The organism is Rhodococcus sp. 5G237, assembly GCF_053764735.1.
Map to the genome: position 1 here is coordinate 700,622 of NZ_JBSNCD010000001.1, position 17,690 is coordinate 718,311.

Sequence of the window (17,690 nt, forward strand, 5' to 3'; positions counted from 1 at the left end):
AGCGGTTAGGATCTGCCACGGAAGCGTGGCAGAGCGGCCGAATGCACTCGCCTTGAAAGCGAGCTTGGGTAACACCAACGGGGGTTCAAATCCCTCCGCTTCCGCCACAGAAGAGGTTCCGGCACCCGACAGGGAGTCGGAACCTCTTCTCGTTTCTACCGCCGGGTGGCGACCATCTTCTCCTCGAGGATCCAGGTGCGCCCCTCGTCGACGGAGTACTCGCCGAGCCAGACGAAATGATCCGCACCCACCTCCGTGAACCGCCACCGGAGGAACGGGTCGCCGTCGGTGCTGATCAGGTGCATCTCGTCACCGGACGGTCGTCCGACGAACTTGCGGACGCGCCCGTGGATCGGCTCGATCCAGGTGGAACGCCAGGCGCCGATCCCGTTGTCGAAGAACCGGATCGTCGTGCCGTGGAACGAATAACGCTCGTCCTCGGTCGACTGCGGACCGCCGGCCGGGACGATCCACACGTCCTGGATCGCGCGCCCGCCGAGCACGGTGCCGAAGTGCAGTTCTCCGCGGAGCGACGCGGGCGCCTCCTCGTCCCCGGGGTGGCTCCACTGCAGATCCCAGCTTCCGTCGAACCGTGAGAAGGCCTCGAGCTTCGGGTCGGCGACGCCGGTCAGAAGAGTGGCATCGAGAGCATTCATGCGGCCAGTGTGCCCGCGCCGTGCGGGCATGTCCCCGGTTCCCGAGGACCGATCACATCTGTCAGCTCGGTCCGGCGGCCACCGCTCGTTCCACGGCCGCGGCCGCACCGTCGTGCCAGGGTTCACCGTGGCCGACGAGGACGTGTTTCGCGCCGGTGCCGGCGATGGCCGCCAGCGAGGCGAGGGCCGTCCTGCTGTCGGCGGTCGCCGCACCCGAGACGATCTGCGGACCGTGCCTGCCCGTGTACGGATCGAGGGTGACGATGGCGTCGCCGACGATCACGGTGTCGCGGTCGGGGAGATGCAGCGCGCAGTGCCCGTAGGTGTGGCCGGGGGTGTGCAGAGGGACGGGCCGGCCCGGCAGGTCGAGCGGTTCGGAGTCGTGGAAGAGCGTCACGTCGTCGACCCCGCGCACCCACAGCGCACCGGCCACGGTCATCCGGGCGAGCACGGGGATGCAGGCGGGATACCGGACGGGATAGAGCAGTCGGTTGCGTTCGTGCTGGTAGCGATAGGGATGGGCGGCGAGGAACTTCTCGTCGCGATGCGCCCATACCGGCACCCGCCACCGTTCACGCAGCCGCTTCGCGGACCCGACGTGATCGAAGTGGGCGTGCGTGAGGACGACTCCCTGCACGTCGTCGATCCGGCGACCGATGTGTGAGATCGCCTCCTCGATGCGACCGGCGGTGGCGGGCAGTCCCGTGTCGACGACGGTCACTCCGGCGTCGTCCTCGATCAGGTAGACGTTGACGTCGGCGTGCGCGAGGCGATGCACGCCCGGTGCGACATCCGTGTGGAGCATGGCGGCCCTTCGCTCGGGGGAACGTGCGGGTTCAGCTGTGTCCGTCGATCTCGTCGGCGATGAAGGCGGCCCACGACCGCACCTCGTCCTCGCCTGCGGACGGACCGAACGACCGGTAGTCGAGCGCGGCGAGTTCGGAGACCAGATCCGGTGTGTCCTCAGCGCTTTCGTCGCCCACCGCGAACAACCACACGAGCTGCTGACTCAACCCGGAGGCCCGCGACGACAACAGTTCGACGGTGTCGGGCGAGTACTCGCCGGCGTCGACCTCGCCTCCGAAGACGACGCCCTCGAACTCCTCCGACCGCTCGAGGTCGGAGGTGTCACCGACGGTGACGTCGATGTCCCGCTCTCCCAGCGCGTCGGCGACGAGCCGGGCGATCTTCTGGGTCGGACCTTCGGGACTGTCCGTGACGACGAGAACGGTCATTGTGTCTCCAGCATGTTCGGCGACTCGGGTTCACTGGTGCGTTCCCGGTCCCCGAGGGGCGGAAACATGTGCCCGGCCGTTGCGGGAGGCCGATCCGGTCTACGGCGTGCTGTCGGGGAAGACCTCGAACGTCTTCGTGCCGACGGCGGTGGAAAGTCCTTCGGGTCCGACGACTTCGGTCGTGACCGTGTAGACACCGGGGGTCCCCAGTACGAGTTCGTTGGCGCGCATCCGCCCCGAGCAGGCGGCGCTCCGGTCGTTGTGGACGTACCCGCCCGGGCCGGTCACCGTCGAGACCACCTGGCAGGTCTCCTTCCAGAGTTCACCGTCCGCGGTCTGCGCCCGCCACCGGAAGATCACGCTCGCCTTCCCCCACGAGGTCGCCTCGTACATGTCGGGTCCGATGAGGTGACCGAGTCCGGAACGCTCGGTCAGGACGGTCACCGCCGTGACGACGGGAACGGCCGGCGCTGCGGACGTGGTGGTCGGTGGGGTGGTGGTCGGCGGGGCCGCGACCGGCGAGGTGGTCGAGGACGCGGGCGTACTCGGCGTGGTCGTCGCGGGCACCGATGTGGTCCGCGGGGTGGTGGTGGCCGGAACCGTCTCGGTGACCGTCACGTACGAGGTGACCGTCGACGGCGGTGTGTCGGCCGCAGGACTCGCACCACCACAGGCGGTCAGTGCGGTGACGCCCGCGGCGCAGCCGAGCGCGAGCAAACCTGTCCGGAGCAGTCCACGACGCATGACGACCATGCTCGATCACACGGCCGCCCCGCACAGTCGTCCGATCGATCGACGTCTCAGCGGGAGACGCCGAGCGCCCGCACCCCCGGCGCCCCGGAGCGGCGGACGAACTCGGAGTCGGCGAGGCGTTCGTCCGCACCGAGATCCAGCGACAGGTCGACGGTCGCGGCGAGCCGGTACGGCTTGCTCTCGATCACGTCCCCGATCGCGCGTCGCAGTCGCGACACCTCGGCGCGGACCGACACGGCATGGTCGTCGTCCCCGTAGAGGGCCCGGCTGAGCGCTGCGACCGTCATGCCCTCCGGGCCGCGCTCGTGCAGCAACAGCAGGATCTCGGCCTGACGTGCGGTGACGATGCTGCGCCACGAGTCGTCGTCCCCGAACACCTCCACCGTGGGCGACGACGACACGTGCAGCACCATCCGCATGCGCGACGACGAGGCCGCGCCGCGGATCAACCAGCCGTGCGAAAGACGCTCGGGCACACACAGTCCCATACCGGGAACGGTCAGCGGGCGTGCGTGCCGCGGAACCGCGACCCGCTCGGCGGCGATACCGGAGGCGTGCGCGACCCAGCCGTCCTCGTCGACGAGCAGCACCGGTCCCCGCGTCGACGACAGCAGCGGAGCGGCCTCGGTGCGCAGCCGTTCGAGTCGCACCTCGTGCCGCCGCCACAGTTGCGCTTCGGCGAGCCGGACGGCGGTGTCGACGAGGGCGATGATGGCCGGGTGCAGGGTCAGCGCGGGACCGCTGACGTCGACGATGCCCAGCAGGTCGCCGCGGATCGGATCGTGGATCGGCGCGGCGGTGCAGTACCAGGGATGCTGGGTCGTCTCGAAGTGCTCACCCGAGAACAACTGCACGGGCGCGGCCTCCGCGAGCGCCGTGCCGATGGCGTTGGTGCCGACCGTCGACTCGGTCCACACCGTCCCCTCCTGGAAACCGAGGGCGTCGGCGCGCGAACGGATCGGTGCCGAACCGCTGCGCCAGAGGATCACGCCGTCGGCGTCGGTCACCACCAGCAGCAGATGCGAGGCGTCGGCGACGGGTGTGATGACCTGTTCGAGATCGCCGATCACCGCGGAGAGGGCGGACGCGCGGCGACGTCGCTCGACCTCCGCGACGGGCAGCCGGCTGCGTTCGTTGGTGCCGGTGGGATCGAGGCCCGCGTCGAGTACGCGCTGCCACGAACGGGACACGAGCGGACGGGGTCGCATGGGTGACCGGGCGCCGCCGATGACCGCGTCGTGCATCCGCGTCAACTCGCGCGCGTAGCGCGACAGGTCGGTGCCGGGCGCGATCGCGCTGAACGTGGTCACGGTCTCCTCTTCGTCGTCGTCCTCGGAGCATAGGTGGCAAATGTGTGCTGCGCCACAAATCGGGCGCCGTGCAACGTGACGCAACGCTTGTGGGGGACCGGCCACGGGGAGTGTCCTGGATCACATCACCACGGAAAGGACTCACCATGACCGACACCCTCGACAAGCCCACGACCTCCGGCACCGCGACGCCCGACGAACGCGTCGACGCCTGGTTGCAGGCTTTCGAAACCGCCCTCGCGCAGCGCGACGTCGACGCCGCTGCGGGCCTGTTCGGCACCGATTCCTTCTGGCGCGACCTGGTCGCCTTCACCTGGAACCTCAAGACCGTCGAGGGACGCGAAGGTGTCTCGGACATGCTGCACGCGCGACTCGCCGACACCGACCCGAGCGGCTTCCACACCACCGAACCAGCGAGCGACGACGACGGCGTGCTCAGCGCCTGGATCGCGTTCGAGACCGCGGTCGGTCGCGGCGTCGGCCACCTGCGTCTGAAGCGCGACGAGGAGAGCGGCGAAGACCGCGCCTTCACGTTGCTGACCACGATGCAGGAGCTGAAGGGTTACGAGGAGAACAAGGGCACGCGTCGTCCCCGCGGCACGAAGCACGGCGCCGACAAGCACCGCGTGACGTGGTCGGAGCAGCGCGAGATCGAGGAACGCGAACTCGGTTACACGCGTCAGCCCTACGTCGTGATCATCGGTGGTGGTCAGGGTGGTATCGCGCTCGGTGCGCGCATGCGTCAGCTCGGTGTTCCCGCGATCGTGCTCGACAAGTACGACCGTCCCGGCGACCAGTGGCGCGGCCGCTACAAGTCGCTGTGTCTGCACGATCCCGTCTGGTACGACCACCTGCCGTACATGCCCTTCCCCGACAACTGGCCGGTCTTCGCACCCAAGGACAAGATCGCGGACTGGCTCGAGATGTACACGAAGGTGATGGAGGTTCCCTACTGGTCGAAGTCGGAGTGCACCTCGGCGAGCTACGACGAGGCGACGGGCGAATGGACCGTCGATGTCGTGCGCGACGGCGAACCGGTGGTCCTCCGGCCGAAACAGCTCGTCATCGCGACCGGCATGTCGGGTAAGCCGAACATCCCCGACTTCCCCGGGATGGACCTGTTCCGCGGCGAACAGCACCACTCCAGCGCCCACCCGGGCCCGGACGCCTATGCCGGCAAGAAGGCGGTCGTGATCGGTGCCAACAACAGTGCGCACGACATTTGCGGTGCCCTGTGGGAGGTCGGCGCCGACGTCACGATGGTGCAGCGTTCGTCGACGCACATCGTCCGGTCCGATTCGCTGATGGACCTCGGCCTCGGCGACCTGTACTCCGAGCGGGCCCTCGCCGCCGGTGTCACGACCCAGAAGGCCGACCTGACCTTCGCGTCCCTGCCGTACCGGATCATGCACGAGTTCCAGATCCCGATCTACGAGAAGATCCGCGAGCGCGACGCCGAGTTCTACGACCGGCTCGAGAAGGCGGGCTTCCAGCACGACTGGGGTGACGACGGTTCGGGTCTGTTCATGAAGTACCTGCGTCGCGCATCCGGCTACTACATCGACGTCGGTGCCTCGGAACTCGTCGCGAACGGCGACATCAAGCTCGCCCACGGCAATGTCCGCGAACTCACCGAGACGTCGGTGATCCTCGAGGACGGCACCGAACTCGAGGCCGATCTCGTCGTCTACGCGACCGGCTACGGCTCGATGAACGGCTGGGTCGCCGACCTGATCTCGCAGGAGGTCGCCGACAAGGTGGGCAAGTGCTGGGGCCTGGGCTCCGACACCACCAAGGACCCCGGTCCCTGGGAGGGTGAGCAGCGCAACATGTGGAAGCCCACGCAGCAGGACGGCCTGTGGTTCCACGGCGGCAACCTGCACCAGTCGCGGCACTACTCGCTCTACCTGGCGCTGCAGCTCAAGGCGCGCTACGAGGGCATCCCGACCCCGGTCTACGGACTGCAGGAGGTGCACCACCTCCGCTGACCGAGACAGCTCCCACCGTGTCGCTCCCGCCCCCGGCGGGGGCGACGCGGCCGTACATCCTCCTATTCGTCACGAATCGGAGGGTGAGTATTAGGGTCGCGTGCAGGTCCGCTTGACCGGGTACAGGTAGTGACTGTGAGATCACTGCAGGTCGTCGGGGGACGGGGAGTTCGATGGTGAAGAGACTTGCGGCGGCTGTGGCGGTGGCCCTGATGATGCCGGTCTCCGGCACAGTGATGGCCCATGCCCGACCGGCCCATGCCCAACCGCCCCAGATGCAACCGGCGTCGGCCAGGATCGACCACGTCGAGCGCGTCGGCGACCGGCAGACGAAGCTGTTCGTCCACTCGGCCGCGATGAACCGGATCGTGGCGGTGCAGGTGCTGCACCCGGCTTCGGCGGGGCCGCGTCCCACCCTCTATCTGCTCGACGGTGTCAGCGCCGGCGAGGAGTCCGAATTCCGTGAGAGCACGTGGACGCAGCGCACCGACATCGAGGAGTTCTTCGCCGACAAGAACACCAACGTCGTCCTTCCCGTGGGTGGCACCGCGAGTTACTACACCGACTGGAACAACCCCGACCCCGTTCTCGGCGTCAACAAGTGGGAGACCTTCCTGACGGAGGAACTACCCCCGCTGATCGACGCCGAATTCGACGGCAACGGCACCAACGCCGTCGCGGGACTGTCGATGGGTGCCACCGGCGCGATGTCCCTGATCACCCGCAATCCCGACCTCTACCAGGGGGTCGCGGCGCTCAGCGGTTGCTACGACACCTCCAGCGACCGCTCCCGCGACACCGTCCGCGGGACCGTCGCGTACAAGGGCGGCAACCCCGACAACATGTGGGGACCGCCCGAGGACGCCCGGTGGGAGGAGCACGACTCCTACCTGCTCGCCGAGAAGCTGCGCGGCAAGGAGGTCTTCCTCAGCACCGGCAACGGCCTGCTCGGCCCGCACGATCTCGGCGCCGGCCAGGACGTGCTCACCGTCGGCGCGCCGCTCGAGATCGGCACCTTCGTGTGCACCGTCACCTACGACCGTCGCCTCCGCGAACTCGGCATCCCCGCGCAGGTCGTCTACCGCCCGTGGGGCACGCATTCGTGGGGTTACTGGCAGGACGACATCAAGGCCGCCTGGCCGACCCTCGCCGACGCCCTCGGACTCCGCTGACCGCGCATCGACGGCACCGTCTCAGTGCAGGCGGATGCGGTCGACCGCCGGCGGCTCCACGCGTGAGCGGGTCGCCAGATAGCTGTTGAGGGCGTCGAGATCCTTGCCCGCGCCGACCAGCCCGTGCGCTTCCGTGCACACGGTGAAACCGTCGCCGCCGCCGGCCAGGAAGTTGTTCATCACGACCTTGTACACGCGCTCGGGGTCCACGGCCTCGCCGTCGATCGTGATCGAGCGGATCCGTTCGCCGCGCGGCGCCAGGCGGTCGAGTGTGTAGGTCAGATTGTGCGAGGGGGCCAGGATGCGTTCGATCTCCGAGCCGACCGGGCTGTCCTGGAACTGCTGCTCGAGCAGCGCGTCGAGTTGGGCTCCGGTGAGGTCGAGTACCTGCAGCATGTTCCCGAAGGGCTGCACGGCGTAGGTCTCCCGGTAGGAGACGGTGCCGTCGCCGGCGAGGAGGTCGCCGCGGAGTCCGCCGGGGTTCATCAGGGCGATCTGCGCCCCGAGATGTTGCGTCGCGGCGAGTTGCGCGTCGGCCACCAGATTGCCCAGCGCCGATTCTCCGCTCGGGCTCTTGCTGCGCGTGACGTCGCCGCCGATACGGGCGATGGACCGGTTCGCGACCTCCGCCGACTTCTCGACCGCCCGGTCGACGAACTCGAGGGTGGTCGGATCCGGGTCGATGTCGTGCGTGACGACCTGCGTGAAGACGACGGTCCGGTCGCGCAGCACCTCGCGGCTCTGCCGGTCGATGACGAGATCGGCGACCGACAGGATGCGCCCGTGCGAAGCGCCCTGCACGACGGTGCGCGGTTTGCCCGCGGGATCGGTGTAGGTGCAGTTGAAGTGCCGGTCGCCGTCGGAGGTGATGATGAGGTCCACCTCGGGGGAGACGGACGTCGCGATCGCCGCCGCCCCGCCGTCCCCGCTCGGGCACGGATCGTCGCCGTCGATGGCTCCGATGTCGCCCTTGTAGAGCACGACGATCGAGCGGACGCCGAGCGCGCCGAGGATGTCGGCGGTGCGGTTGACGGCGGCGATCTCGTCCTCGAACCGCAGTCCCGCGATGGCGTCGGGCCGGATCATGTCGGGGGTGTTGCTCGGCACGACGCCGATGACCCCGACGGGCAGCCCGTCGACGTAGTCGATGCTGTAGGGGAGTGCGGCCGGTGTGCCGTTCGTCGTGGTGAGGTTGGCGCCGAGGATCGGGAAGTTCGCGCCGTCGAACGGCTCGGTGTAGAGGCACCCTTCCTTCGGGTGACAACCGCCGTCCCGGAGCCGCTCGAATTCGGCGTAGCCGCGGTCGAGTTCGTGGTTGCCGAGGGTCGCGGCGGTGAGGTCGAGTTCGTCGAGCAGGGCGATGGTCGGCTCGTCGTGGAACAGACCCGACTCGAGCGGCGACGAACCCCACGTGTCGCCCACGGCGTAGAGCACGGAGTTGTCGGCCTGCTCCCGGAGCTGGCGGACGTAGGCGGCGAGATAGGCCGCACCGCCCGCGGGGACCGAGACGTCATCCGACCGGACGACCTCGCCGTGCAGTCCCTGCGGGGGCAGCAGATTTCCGTGCAGGTCGCCGAATGCGATCACCCGGAGCGGGACGGTGTTCGAGGGGACGGTGCTCGACGGTGCAGCGCCGGCAGGTGCCGCACCACCGAAGGCGACCAGTGAGCCGACGACTGCGCAGGCCGACAGGGCGCGCCGCACCTTGCCTGCCCCCATGCAGTTCCTCCGACCCCGGCCCGATCCGACCGCCCGAGTCTGTCAGGGCCGGATCACGCCACCGATACCCAGCCATAACGGTTGGGTCTCGTCACAGGATCAGCCGATGCCGGCGAGTGCCCGTCCCTGCCCGGTCGCGAAGTCGAGGAACAGATCGTTCTCGTGCGGGTCGCCGATCGTCACCCGGGTGCCCTCGCCCGTGAAGTTGCGCAGGACCACGCCTGCCTCCGCTGCGGCCTCGGAGAACGCGGCGGAGCGTTCACCCAGCGGCAGCCAGAGGAAGTTCGCGGCACTCGCGGGCACCTCGTAGCCGGCCTCGACAAGCGCCGCGTGGACCCGTTCCCGCTCGGCGACGACGCCCTCGGTGCGCGCGAGCAACTCGGTCGCGGCGGCGAGCGAGGCCACGGCGGCCGTCTGGGCGAGCGAGTTGACGGAGAACGGGGTGTGGACCTTGCTCAGCGCCGTCACGACGGACGGGTCGGCGACCGCGTATCCGACACGGATGCCGGCGAGACCGTAGGCCTTGGAGAAGGTACGGAGTACGACGACGTTGCTGCGACCCTCCGCGAGCTCGAGACCGTCGGCCAGATCCTCACCGGGCTCGGGGCGGACGTACTCGAAGTACGCCTCGTCGAGGGCGACGACGATGTGCTCGGGGACGGCGTCGAGGAACTGTGCGAGCTCCTCCGTGCCCAGCAGCGACCCGGTGGGGTTGTTGGGATTGCACACGAAGATCAGCCGCGTGCGGTCGGTGATCGCGGCGAGCATGGCCTTCAGGTCGTGACCGTGGTCCGCGGTGTTCGGGACGCGAACGGCGGTCGCGCCGGCGACGGCCGCGATGATCGGGTACGCCTCGAACGACCGCCACGCGAAGATCACCTCGTCGCCCGCATCGCACGTGATCTGCACGAGCTCCTGGCACAGGCTCACCGATCCACAGCCCACGGCGATCCGCTCGGTCGGGACGCCGAGTCGCTCCGACAGTGCCGCGACGAGCTCGGTCGCGCCGTTGTCGGGGTAGCGGTTGAGGCCTGCGGCAGCGTCGGCGATCGCCTCCCGGACGCTGGGGAGCGGGCCGATGGTGGTCTCGTTGCTGGCGAGCTTCACCGCACCGGGGAACGAGCGGCCCGGAACGTAGGCGGGGATCGATTCGAGGTCGGGGCGGGTCCGTGGAGTCACGAGCCGATTATGCTCCTCGTCGTGGGACCGCCTGTCGGCAGGATGGGGGAGACCGTCCATCTACACGCCTCTGACCAGGCGTTTTGCGTTTCCCCTCGGGGCATGTGTAATGTTTCGATCCGGCGGTTCGAGAGCATCGAATCCCCGAGGAGGCGTGCCAGAGCGGCCGAATGGGACTCACTGCTAATGAGTTGTCCCCCTTACCGGGGACCGGAGGTTCAAATCCTCTCGCCTCCGCCAGTTGGTGTAGCGTCACCAACGACAATTGAATACACATGCGCCCGTAGCTCAACGGATAGAGCATCTGACTACGGATCAGAAGGTTAGGGGTTCGAATCCCTTCGGGCGCACACACGAAAACCCTCACCGGTACTTCCGGTGAGGGTTTTCTCGTATCTGGTTACGGAGTCGCCACGACACAGAATCGACACGGCTTGCTGACCGGCTTCAGCGACATCTTTGTGGCTATCTTCACTCCGCAAGGGACGTCACGTGACTTCCCCCGGACTACAGGAGGGTGTGTGCAAGATCGGCCCTGGTCCAACAAACAGATGGAGATTCTTGCCCAGTGCCTCCGTGACAATGTCGCGACACCGGAGGGCGCTCCCGACTACGACGACGTCATGATCTGGTACGACGAGTTGGCGGCAGAGGTTCACGGCATCGTCCATGCTCTGCCGTGGAAGACGATCTTGCCTCATTCACATTCCGAGGTGGACATCACTTACCGAGCGAAGACGATCGACACGCTCCGTGACAAGCTGGTCCGCCTTTCCTCTGGACCTTTGACCAACATCGTTGATATCGCCGGCGTCCGAGTGGACGCCGAGATGACGCTGCATGAGCAGGACAGAGTCGCTGCTGCCATCGCTCGGGCCTTCGGGATGGACCCTGAAAAGGCAGTGAAAGATCTACGGGTCGAGCACCACAACGGGTACCGCGCCGTTCACGTCCATCTGAAGCTTCGGCGTGCGATGGCCGAGGTTCAAGTTCGTACACAACTCCAGAGCAAGTGGGCGAACACGTACGAACGGTTGGGCGACTTGGCCGGCCGAAGTATCAGATATGAGCGAGTCACGGGGTCTGGTGGTTGGAGTGGGATTGCCTCGAAGCTTCAGGGGATCTCCTCGAATCAGATCCGGCTGATCGAAGAGGCGAAGGACAAGATTGCTGAGATGTCTCCTGATTCCGGCTATGTATGGAACAGTCTTGACGATCTGCCCGAAGAGGTTCGCGAGATCGGGTACAAGGTGCTGGAAGACGAAGCCGAACTCTCTACTATGCTCGACGATGTAGAGCAGCTGCTTCGAGACGCACAGCGGAAGGGGATGGAACAGTGACGGCTTTCGTGATCGAGTACAACCGGAAGACTGCCGACCGGACGGTTACGTCATTCCCCGGCGTCGAGGGACGACGTGCTGCTATGCGTCGGCGTCTCGAGCTCGAGAAGTCTCGAACGGACAAAGATGTGGAGATTGTTTCGCTGGTGAGCGACTCCCTCGAGACGCTTCGTCGCACGCACTCCAGGTACTTTCAGGGCCGGGAACTGGCTGCAAACGCCTGACAGGCCAGGGTTCGATCCCTTCGGGCACACAGACCAAACCCTCATCGATCCTGTCGGTGAGGGTTTTCTCGTTCGAGGATTGCTGTTTCCGGTTGCGCTCACGTGAGCTTCGTGATGATCCTCTCGGCGAAGTCCTCGATCGGCGCGCGGTACTGCTCGGCGGTGCCGAGGAGGTGATCGTGGTCGCCCGAGTGGGTGGCCTCCCAGTTCGCCCACGGCGACACCATGACGCCGGTGATGCCGATCTTCTCCGCCCGCCGGTACAGCTCCACGGACGGTTCGTCGCGCAGGCCGACGATGAAGTCGAAGGGCTCGTTCTCGCGTCCGTACTCGCGGCGGTAGCCGTTGATGCGATCGATCCACTGCTCGGCGACGTCGATCGTGTAGGCGGTGCCGACCCAGCCGTCGCAGTAGCGCGCGGCACGTCGGAGCGCCGGTCCGGATTCACCACCGCACAGGATCGGCACCGGGCTCGGCGGGTGGGGTTCGATGGTCATCTCGGGGATGTCGTAGTACTCGCCCCGGAACGAGACCCATCCTCCCTTCCACAGTTCGCGCAGCGCCCGGATCATCTCGTTCAGCCGGGGCCCGCGGTTGTCGAAGTCCTGGCCGAGCAGTTCGAACTCCTCGCGCATCCATCCCGCGGACAGTCCGATGGAGACCCGGCCGCCGGCGATCGTGGCGGCGGTGCCCACCTGCTTGGCGACCTCGAGGATCGGCCGGGACGGCGCGATGTAGACGTTGTTGCCGAAGTGCAGGTTCTTCGTCACGGCGGCCATCGCACCGATGAGCACCCAGGCGTCGGGCCACTCGGTCTCCGGCGACCAGAACGGCTTGCCGCTCTCGTGCCCGGGGTAGACCGTCTTCATCTCCTTCGGGTAGATGAGGTGGTCCGAGACGAGCAGGCCGTGGAATCCGGCGTCGTCGAGCATGCGGGCGACGGTCGGCATCTCCGCGGTCTTCATGAATGCGGTCCCGCTCCAGAATTTCATTCGAATGCCCTCCGAATTTTCGATGCCCGCCGACGATGAAAGAGTGACGTTTACATTCTCAAGAACAAGGTTCTATCAGAATGTGTGACCGCAGTCACGAGGTGAAACGCCGCCGTCCCCGGTTCCTGCGCTGCGAGTGAACGATGCGTCTTCGTTTCGAGTGGACCTTCCACCCGGAGTCGGGGACTCGATCGTTTGCGTCCCCGGTCGGAGATCCTGCCGGTACCACAAGGAAATCCGTCTATTGACGAGCCCGCTGGGACGGAAGTAGATTTCGTACCACTCTCGAAAAGTTAACGACAATTCGCACGACGGTCCGGCAACGACGGTCGCGCTCTGCGGGGAGAAGACATGGAACTTGCGTGGTCAGAGGCCGACGCCGCCTTCAGAGACGAGGTGCGATCGTTTCTCGAAGAGAAGCTGACGCCCGAACTGCGGCGGGCCGGCCGACTCGCGACGAGCGTGTACTCCGACCACGAAGCGAGCATGGAGTGGCAGCGCATCCTCCATGAGCGTGGTTGGGCGGCGCCGGCCTGGCCGGTCGAGTACGGCGGATGCGACTGGACGCAGACGCAGCACTACATCTTCAGCCGCGAGTCGATCCTCGCGGGCGCCCCGAACCTGTCGCCGATGGGCATCCGCATGGTCGCGCACGCGATCGTCGCCTACGGCACCGAGGAACAGAAGAGCTACTTCCTGCCCCGGATCCTCACGGGCGAGGTCTTCTTCTGTCAGGGCTACTCCGAGCCCGAGGCCGGCTCCGACCTCGCGTCGCTCAGCATGGCGGCGGTCGACGACGGCGACGACCTGATCGTCACCGGCAGCAAGATCTGGACCACGCATGCCACCGAGGCGAACTGGATGTTCGCGCTCGTGCGCACGTCGAAGACCGGTCGCAAGCAGCAGGGCATCACCTTCCTGCTCATCGACATGACCTCGCCCGGCATCGAGATCCGTCCTCTGGTCATGACGTCCGGTGAGGAAGTGCAGAACCAGGTCTTCTTCGACGGTGTGCGTGTCCCGAAGAAGAACGTGCTCGGGAAGATCGACGACGGCTGGACCGTCGCGAAGTACCTGCTCGTCTTCGAACGCGGGGGAGCGGCGGCAGCGCCGGCCCTGCAGGTCATGGCCGAACGGATCGCCGAGGCGGCCGCCGAACAGCCCGGTCCGTCGGGTGGCAGGCTCATCGACGATCCGGCGTTCTCCGCCAAGCTCGCCGAAGCGCGTATCCGCACCGAGGTACTCGAGATCCTCGAATACCGCACTCTCGCAGCGTTGTCCGCGGGCAAGAATCCCGGTCCCGCGTCGTCGATGCTCAAGATCCTGGGCACCGAACTCAGCCAGACGATCACCCAGCTGACCCTCGAGGCGGCCGGTCCGCGCGGTCGGGTCTACCAGCCGCACATCACCGCGCCCGGTGGTCCGGTGGCCGACTACGTGCCGCCCGCCGACGGTTACGTCAGCGGTGAGGAGTGGCAGGCCGTCGCGCCGCTGCGTTACTTCAACGACCGTGCCGGGTCGATCTACGCCGGCAGCAACGAGATCCAGCGAAACATTCTCGCCAAAGCAGCATTGGGGCTCTGATGGACTTCGGTTTGAGCAAGGAGCAGGAGCTCCTTCGTGATTCGGTCACCAAGTTCCTCGCCGGTCGCTACGACCTGGCGCAAAGCCGGAAGGTCGCGACCACCGGCGAAGGTTGGCAACCGGAGGTGTGGCGGGCATTCGCCGAGGATCTCGGAATCCTCGGGGCCACGCTTCCGGAAGAGGTAGGGGGGATGGGCGGCGGACCGGTCGAGTTGATGGTGGTGTCCGAGGCACTCGGGCACGCACTCGTCATCGAACCGTACGTCGACACGGTCGTCCTCGGGGGCGGGCTGCTCGGTCGTGCAGGGGTCGATCGAGCCCGGTCCGTCCTCGAGGCGATCGCTGCCGGTGAAGCCGTCACGGCGTTCGCCGCGACCGAGCCCACCTCCGGATACGTCTTCCACGACGTGTCCACCACCGCGCGTCGCGAGGGCGACGAGTGGGTCGTCGACGGTGAGAAGACCGTCGTCACCAGCGCTCCGCTCGCAACGCACCTGCTCGTCACCGCCCGCACGTCGGGTGAGCGCACCGACACCGACGGCATCTCGCTGTTCCTCGTCGACTTCGACCCCGCGAACCCGCCGAGCGGTGTGGAGATCCACTCCTACCGCACGATCGACGACCGGCGCGCCTCCGACATCGTCTTCTCGGGTCTGCGATTGCCCGCCGACTCGCTGCTCGGCGAGGAGGGCGGCGCATGGCCGTCCGTCTCGCGCGGCATCGACGAGGCGACCGCGGCCGTGTCCTCCGAAGCGGTGGGCCTGATGCGCAAGGTGCTCGCCGACACCGTCGAGTACGCCAAGCAACGTCAGCAGTTCGGTCAGTCCATCGGCAGCTTCCAGGCGCTCCAGCACCGCATGGTCGACATGTACATGGAGGTCGAGCAGGCGGTGTCCGCTGTCTACCTGGCCGTTCTCCATCTCGACAGCGACGACGCCACGCGGGCACGCGCGGTCTCGGCCGCGAAGGCGACGATCAGCCGTGCGGCACGCTTCGTCGGCCAGAACGCCGTCCAGCTCCACGGCGGCATGGGCATGACGGAGGAACTCGCCGTCGGGCACTACTTCAAGCGACTGACCGCGATCGAGTACGAGTTCGGCACCGCCGAACAGCATGTCGCCAGGTACGCACAGCTCACGAAGGGCTGATCGGATCGGTGCCAGGGCCGGTGCGGGGGATCACCCCTGCGCTGGCCCTGCATCCGTTTCCGGCGGAGCCGACAGAGCATCCTCCACGCGCGTCGCGGCGACGACGGGGTCCTCGTGCTCCCACACCCGCACCACCGTCCAGCCCGCGGCCTGCAGGCGCGCATCGGTGTCCCGATCGCGCTGCACGTTGGCGGCGAGCTTGGCCGCCCACCACTCGGCGTTGTTCTTCGGGAACGTCGCGTGCTGCGGGCAGCTGTGCCAGAAGCATCCGTCCACGTAGACCGCGACCCGACGACGAGGGAAGACGAGGTCGGCCCGGCGTCGCATACCCGGCAGAGGAGCGCGGTCGACGAAGAACCGCCGCCCCCGGTGATGCAGTTCCCTGCGTAACGCCACTTCGGGAACGGTGTCGCGTCGGCGTTGCCGGCTCATCCGCGCACTCGTACGCGGATCCGTCCCGGGCCGATCCGACGACGCCATCACGGTGTCTTTCAGGCCGCCACTCGCGGGAAGCCACCCATGCGTTCGAGGTGGTTCTCGACGTCCTCGAGGAATCCGGGCAGGAAACGCAGGTTGCCGGAGCGTGCGCGTCGGAGGAATCCTGCCGTCGCCCGCGCCGACAGCAGACGGGCGTCGAGGAGGAAACCGCCGAGGTCCTCGTAGGGAGCCTGGACGGGCCACTGCGACTCGTGCACGCGGAACGCCTGTCCGCGGGCACCCCACGCTGCGGTCGGCCACGTGTCGCCCGGAAGCAGCGGGGTCTCGTGGTCGGAGCTGTAGGCGATGGGGTTGTTCAGACGGTGGCCCACCCACGACGCCATCCGCACGCTGACCGCATTGCCGACCAGACGCCACCGATGCCCGGCACGGACGCCGGGCGCCTCGATGGCAGGAGCCGTCCAGTCGGCGTCGAATCCCTGGAGTCTCTCCGCGTCGGTCAGGCCGGGGGTGACGATCTCGCCGGACGGCAGTCGCACGGCCGGAGGGCTGGCGATACCGAGCGTCGAACCGCCCTTGAGCGTGGGCACGGCATTGACTGCCCATCCGAGACCGCGCACACCCTCGGTCCAATAGAAGCCGCAGGGGAACAGATCGGGATTGCCCTCCATGGGCATGCCGGCGTCCTGGCCGAACAACACCGTGCGGGGATCGTCCGTACGAGAGGCGACCATCAGGACGCGGTGCCGACGCTGGGGGAGACCGAAGGCGCGGGCATCGACGACGCGATAGGCCCACATGTAGCCGAGCTCCTCGAGGGCGTCGGTGATGTGGCGCATCGCCGCACCCCGGCCGAGCTGCAGCATGAAGGGAACGTTCTCGACGACGAGCCAGCGCGGGCCGTTCTTACGCTTCACGAGACGGAACACTTCGTCGACGAGCCCGGACTTCGAACCCGTGATGCCGGCCGTGCGTCCGGCCTGGGAGAGGTCCTGGCAGGGGAAGCCTGCGGCGACCAGTTCCGTATCGCGGGGAAGAGAGCGGAGACGCGTGACGTCCGGATGAAGCGGGACGTCGGGGAAGCGCGTACGTAGTACTGCCTGAGCACCCGGCTCGATCTCGCAGAGGAGTTCGGTGTTCCACCCGTGTCGCCCGAGTCCGAGCTCCAGTCCGCCGATACCGGCGAACAACCCCACCATGTTCCCCGTCGACGTCACGGCACCCTTCCTCGCTCAGCTCAACGGTGAACGTTACTCGAGAAGTAGGACGATCCGTGAGCGGACGCGACGAGCACCACGATGGAGGGGTCCTCCTACCCCTCCTGCGAACGGCGCCGGGCTACCGAAACCGCCGATGACCTGGCGATTTGGTGTTCTCGGAGATGTTCGCGTAACTTATTCCAGGTCAGAGCGACACGGACACCGACCCGGGCCGAGAGGAACGGGACAACGAGGTTGGACGAGGGCGCCTGCGAATTTGATGGCTACGAACCTTCTGGTAAGGTTTCGAGCCGCCCCTGGTTCCGAAAACCACACGGACTTGCGTTCGTGAGGATGAGGAAGTAGGCTGGAACAGTTGCCTCAGAGCGGGTCGGACGTCAGTCCGGAGCGTGATGATGTGTGCGTGTTCTTTGAGAACTCAACAGTGTGCCGATGAATGTCAGTGCCAAATAATATTTGGTGCGACCACTTCACTTTTTGTGGGTGGTTGTTGCTGGACATCGCATTCTTCCGTCTGCGGTGATCCAGTGTTTGAGCTAGTTTGAGTTTTTATGCTAGTGATTTGACTCTTGTGTCTTTGACTGATTGCCCCTTCGGGGTGATTGTGAGTCTTCAACGGAGAGTTTGATCCTGGCTCAGGACGAACGCTGGCGGCGTGCTTAACACATGCAAGTCGAACGATGAAGCCCAGCTTGCTGGGTGGATTAGTGGCGAACGGGTGAGTAACACGTG

Annotated in this window: 15 protein-coding genes, 3 tRNA genes and 1 rRNA gene; 9 read left to right on the forward strand and 10 right to left on the reverse strand. The window is 66.8% G+C overall.

Annotated elements, in window-relative coordinates; genetic code table 11:
• Positions 1-19: 19 nt before the first annotated feature.
• A tRNA-Ser gene (locus ACWPOC_RS03235) sits at positions 20-107 on the forward strand.
• 48 nt (positions 108-155) lie between these two features.
• Here the strand turns inward: ACWPOC_RS03235 and ACWPOC_RS03240 are convergent.
• The 5 genes from ACWPOC_RS03240 to ACWPOC_RS03260 all read right to left on the reverse strand — a co-directional run bounded on the left by ACWPOC_RS03240 (position 156) and on the right by ACWPOC_RS03260 (position 3,954).
• Positions 156-656: a hypothetical protein gene (locus ACWPOC_RS03240; RefSeq protein WP_455408001.1), complete on the reverse strand. Its 501-nt coding sequence runs from the start codon at positions 654-656 to the stop codon at positions 156-158.
• Positions 657-717: 61 nt separating this feature from the next.
• Positions 718-1,461, reverse strand: coding sequence for an MBL fold metallo-hydrolase (locus tag ACWPOC_RS03245; RefSeq protein ID WP_271039086.1), 744 nt, complete (start codon positions 1,459-1,461; stop codon positions 718-720).
• Positions 1,462-1,492: 31 nt separating this feature from the next.
• Positions 1,493-1,891, reverse strand: coding sequence for a flavodoxin domain-containing protein (locus ACWPOC_RS03250; RefSeq protein ID WP_060652227.1), 399 nt, complete (start codon positions 1,889-1,891; stop codon positions 1,493-1,495).
• Positions 1,892-1,990: 99 nt separating this feature from the next.
• Positions 1,991-2,635 (reverse strand): hypothetical protein, encoded by a 645-nt coding sequence (locus ACWPOC_RS03255; RefSeq protein WP_183070628.1) that lies wholly within the window; start codon positions 2,633-2,635, stop codon positions 1,991-1,993.
• A gap of 56 nt (positions 2,636-2,691) precedes the next feature.
• The gene (locus tag ACWPOC_RS03260; RefSeq protein ID WP_120281108.1) at positions 2,692-3,954 is read right to left on the reverse strand and encodes a GAF domain-containing protein; all 1,263 of its coding nucleotides are present in this window, start codon (positions 3,952-3,954) and stop codon (positions 2,692-2,694) included.
• Between the two features lie 146 nt (positions 3,955-4,100).
• Here ACWPOC_RS03260 and ACWPOC_RS03265 point away from each other — a divergent pair, with 146 nt between their 5' ends.
• Together ACWPOC_RS03265 and ACWPOC_RS03270 are read left to right on the forward strand one after the other, a co-directional pair.
• Entirely contained in the window at positions 4,101-5,942 is a 1,842-nt protein-coding gene (locus ACWPOC_RS03265) for an NAD(P)/FAD-dependent oxidoreductase (RefSeq protein ID WP_120281109.1), read from the forward strand.
• A 173-nt stretch (positions 5,943-6,115) separates the two neighbouring features.
• Positions 6,116-7,114 carry an alpha/beta hydrolase gene (locus ACWPOC_RS03270; protein WP_120281110.1) on the forward strand — a complete coding sequence of 333 codons (999 nt, stop codon included), beginning with the start codon at positions 6,116-6,118 and terminating at the stop codon, positions 7,112-7,114.
• 21 nt (positions 7,115-7,135) lie between these two features.
• Here the strand turns inward: ACWPOC_RS03270 and ACWPOC_RS03275 are convergent, their stop codons facing one another.
• Positions 7,136-8,833 (reverse strand): bifunctional metallophosphatase/5'-nucleotidase, encoded by a 1,698-nt coding sequence (locus tag ACWPOC_RS03275; RefSeq protein WP_455408002.1) that lies wholly within the window; start codon positions 8,831-8,833, stop codon positions 7,136-7,138.
• A 99-nt stretch (positions 8,834-8,932) separates the two neighbouring features.
• Positions 8,933-10,012: a histidinol-phosphate transaminase gene (gene hisC / locus ACWPOC_RS03280; RefSeq protein ID WP_120281112.1), complete on the reverse strand. Its 1,080-nt coding sequence runs from the start codon at positions 10,010-10,012 to the stop codon at positions 8,933-8,935.
• Positions 10,013-10,160: 148 nt separating this feature from the next.
• Here hisC and ACWPOC_RS03285 point away from each other — a divergent pair.
• The 3 genes from ACWPOC_RS03285 to ACWPOC_RS03295 all read left to right on the forward strand — a co-directional run bounded on the left by ACWPOC_RS03285 (position 10,161) and on the right by ACWPOC_RS03295 (position 11,352).
• Positions 10,161-10,252: transfer RNA gene (locus tag ACWPOC_RS03285), tRNA-Ser, on the forward strand.
• Between the two features lie 37 nt (positions 10,253-10,289).
• Positions 10,290-10,362: transfer RNA gene (locus ACWPOC_RS03290), tRNA-Arg, on the forward strand.
• Between the two features lie 171 nt (positions 10,363-10,533).
• Complete coding sequence (locus ACWPOC_RS03295) at positions 10,534-11,352, forward strand: RelA/SpoT domain-containing protein (RefSeq protein WP_120281113.1); 819 nt, start codon at positions 10,534-10,536, stop codon at positions 11,350-11,352.
• Positions 11,353-11,674: 322 nt separating this feature from the next.
• Here the strand turns inward: ACWPOC_RS03295 and ACWPOC_RS03300 are convergent, their stop codons facing one another.
• Positions 11,675-12,568, reverse strand: coding sequence for a TIGR03619 family F420-dependent LLM class oxidoreductase (locus tag ACWPOC_RS03300; protein WP_120281114.1), 894 nt, complete (start codon positions 12,566-12,568; stop codon positions 11,675-11,677).
• Between the two features lie 351 nt (positions 12,569-12,919).
• Here ACWPOC_RS03300 and ACWPOC_RS03305 point away from each other — a divergent pair, with 351 nt between their 5' ends.
• The gene (locus tag ACWPOC_RS03305; RefSeq protein WP_120281115.1) at positions 12,920-14,152 is read left to right on the forward strand and encodes an acyl-CoA dehydrogenase family protein; all 1,233 of its coding nucleotides are present in this window, start codon (positions 12,920-12,922) and stop codon (positions 14,150-14,152) included.
• The gene (locus tag ACWPOC_RS03310; RefSeq protein ID WP_120281116.1) at positions 14,152-15,300 is read left to right on the forward strand and encodes an acyl-CoA dehydrogenase family protein; all 1,149 of its coding nucleotides are present in this window, start codon (positions 14,152-14,154) and stop codon (positions 15,298-15,300) included. Before ACWPOC_RS03305 ends, ACWPOC_RS03310 begins: the two co-directional genes overlap by 1 nt.
• A gap of 30 nt (positions 15,301-15,330) precedes the next feature.
• Here ACWPOC_RS03310 and ACWPOC_RS03315 read toward each other — a convergent pair whose 3' ends face one another.
• Entirely contained in the window at positions 15,331-15,780 is a 450-nt protein-coding gene (locus tag ACWPOC_RS03315) for a very short patch repair endonuclease (protein ID WP_120281117.1), read from the reverse strand.
• 11 nt (positions 15,781-15,791) lie between these two features.
• Positions 15,792-16,937: a DNA (cytosine-5-)-methyltransferase gene (locus ACWPOC_RS03320; protein ID WP_120281118.1), complete on the reverse strand. Its 1,146-nt coding sequence runs from the start codon at positions 16,935-16,937 to the stop codon at positions 15,792-15,794.
• A 633-nt stretch (positions 16,938-17,570) separates the two neighbouring features.
• On the opposite strand from ACWPOC_RS03320, the gene ACWPOC_RS03325 reads away from it, so the two are divergent.
• Positions 17,571-17,690: ribosomal RNA gene (locus ACWPOC_RS03325) — 16S ribosomal RNA — on the forward strand; the annotation flags it as partial.

Coding starts and splice junctions, on each gene's coding strand:
- ACWPOC_RS03275 (WP_455408002.1), bottom strand. CDS start 8,833: ATGGGGGCAGGCAAGGTGCGGCGCGCCCTGTCGGCCTGCGCAGTCGTC.
- ACWPOC_RS03305 (WP_120281115.1), top strand. CDS start 12,920: ATGGAACTTGCGTGGTCAGAGGCCGACGCCGCCTTCAGAGACGAGGTG.
- ACWPOC_RS03320 (WP_120281118.1), bottom strand. CDS start 16,937: ATGGTGGGGTTGTTCGCCGGTATCGGCGGACTGGAGCTCGGACTCGGG.
- ACWPOC_RS03265 (WP_120281109.1), top strand. CDS start 4,101: ATGACCGACACCCTCGACAAGCCCACGACCTCCGGCACCGCGACGCCC.
- ACWPOC_RS03310 (WP_120281116.1), top strand. CDS start 14,152: ATGGACTTCGGTTTGAGCAAGGAGCAGGAGCTCCTTCGTGATTCGGTC.
- ACWPOC_RS03245 (WP_271039086.1), bottom strand. CDS start 1,461: ATGCTCCACACGGATGTCGCACCGGGCGTGCATCGCCTCGCGCACGCC.
- ACWPOC_RS03315 (WP_120281117.1), bottom strand. CDS start 15,780: ATGGCGTCGTCGGATCGGCCCGGGACGGATCCGCGTACGAGTGCGCGG.
- ACWPOC_RS03255 (WP_183070628.1), bottom strand. CDS start 2,635: ATGCGTCGTGGACTGCTCCGGACAGGTTTGCTCGCGCTCGGCTGCGCC.
- ACWPOC_RS03300 (WP_120281114.1), bottom strand. CDS start 12,568: ATGAAATTCTGGAGCGGGACCGCATTCATGAAGACCGCGGAGATGCCG.
- ACWPOC_RS03250 (WP_060652227.1), bottom strand. CDS start 1,891: ATGACCGTTCTCGTCGTCACGGACAGTCCCGAAGGTCCGACCCAGAAG.
- ACWPOC_RS03240 (WP_455408001.1), bottom strand. CDS start 656: ATGAATGCTCTCGATGCCACTCTTCTGACCGGCGTCGCCGACCCGAAG.
- ACWPOC_RS03270 (WP_120281110.1), top strand. CDS start 6,116: ATGGTGAAGAGACTTGCGGCGGCTGTGGCGGTGGCCCTGATGATGCCG.